Here is a 983-nt window from a genome sequence, read left to right as displayed (position 1 = left end):
TCCCAACCCCTGGGGCTCGTCGGGCGACCTGCGGCTTATCCCCGATCTCAAGGCGCGCTTTCGCACGACACGTACCGGATCGGCGACGCCGTTCGACATGGTCGCCGGCGACATCGTCGAGCTCGATGGCAGCCCATGGCTCGGCTGCACCCGCACGATGCTCAAAGAGGCGCTGGCCGATTTGAAAGCCGCAACCGGCCTGTCGGTCATCGCCGCCTTCGAGCATGAATTCAATGTCGCCGACGGCGGCTTCGCGCCGGCGCATTCGATGTCTTTCGCCGCATTGCGCCGCACGGACCCCTTCGCGCCCAACCTGATGGCGGCGCTCGAGGAAGCCGGAGTCGCTCCCGAGGTGGTCATCGCCGAATTCGGCGACGAGCAGTTCGAGGTGACGCACGAGCCGGCGGACGCGCTGACGGCGGCGGACCGCGCCGTCGCCATCCGCGAAATCACGCGCGAATTGGCGCGCAATGCCGGCTGGCGTGCGAGCTTCGCGCCCAAAACCGCGCCAACTGCCGTCGGCAACGGCGTCCACATCCATTTCAGCTTTGTCGACGAGGCCGGCAAGCCGGTGACATACGATCCAACGCAGCCCGGAGGTCTTTCCGCCAAAGCCGGCGCCTTCTGTGCCGGCGTGCTGCGCCATCTGCCTGGAATGACCGCGATGACGGCGTCGAGCGTGTCGTCCTTCTACCGGCTGAAGCCGCACAGCTGGAGTTCGTCCTATACCTGGCTCGCCGACCGCGACCGCGAGGCGTCGCTGCGCATCTGCCCGACTGTGACGATCGGCGGACGCGATCCGGCGCGGCAATACAACATCGAATACCGGGCCGCTGACGCCACCGGCAATCCCTATCTGTCGCTGGCGGCGATCATCCGCGCCGGGCTGGAAGGGCTGAAGGCGGGCCTGCCGTCGCCGCCTTTGGTCACCGGCGACCCGACACTGATGAGCGAGGCTGAGCGGGCGAGTCTCGGTCTGGTGC

Annotated in this window: 1 protein-coding gene; it reads left to right on the top strand. The window is 67.5% G+C overall.

All coding sequences use genetic code 11. The features are described 5' to 3' along the window. The coding region (locus tag EN964_RS35595; protein WP_164776465.1) for a glutamine synthetase family protein at nt 1-983 on the top strand (983 nt) is incomplete at both ends.

The sequence above is a fragment of the Mesorhizobium sp. M7A.F.Ca.CA.001.10.2.1 genome, assembly GCF_003998575.1.
Taxonomy (GTDB): Bacteria; Pseudomonadota; Alphaproteobacteria; order Rhizobiales; family Rhizobiaceae; genus Mesorhizobium.
The sequence above is the reverse complement of the archived record's forward strand: the minus strand, read 5'-3'. Positions and strand labels throughout refer to the sequence as shown.